General features: G+C 52.0%; 1 pseudogene. It reads right to left on the minus strand.

The window, feature by feature from the left end:
- Positions 1–485, minus strand: a pseudogene (locus tag ACS8YF_RS19985) (FUSC family protein); the annotation flags it as partial.
- Positions 486–577 lie beyond the last annotated feature (92 nt).

The raw sequence follows: 577 nt of genomic DNA on the forward strand, positions 1-577 counted from the left end.
TGCTGGTGGAGCAGCGCATTAAGGCGCGCGTTTTGCTGGCGAAAACGATAGTGGCTCCAGAAAGCCTGGATACGCAGCAAATTCATGGTCAGTATCTGCCCAATCACCCCTTCATGTGCTGCACGAATGGCATCGGTTGTTTCAGGCTGCCAGAGTAAACTGGCATGTTCAAGTAGTCGGCCGGGCATGTTTTTCAATGCGGTTAAATGGGCTGTAGCATCGGAACTGCTAGGCAGGATCATCATCATCATGCCGCCGCACAAAATGCCGACAATCACCTCGCAAACGCGCGCCTGAGCGATATCCCACAGCTGGCTGGCCTCAGTAATATTAACCATCGGAAAGGCGATGATGGCAGCCGTGTAGCCCGCCAGTTGAAATGCATACGCGACGTTATTCGTGAAGTGCGCACAGGCCCAGGTACAAAAGCCAAGCCACGCCGACATGCTCAATAGAAAAAACCACGGCTCATTGTGCGTAAGCCCGAGGATCGGAAGTGCATCGAGTAGGCAAGGGGGTGCCACTATGTGTAGATCTCGCTAGTCCACGAATCATTAAAAAAAAGATTGATGTATTG

Origin of the sequence: Salinisphaera sp. SWV1 (genome assembly GCF_052044155.1) — a bacterium.
GTDB lineage: Bacteria > Pseudomonadota > Gammaproteobacteria > Nevskiales > Salinisphaeraceae > Salinisphaera.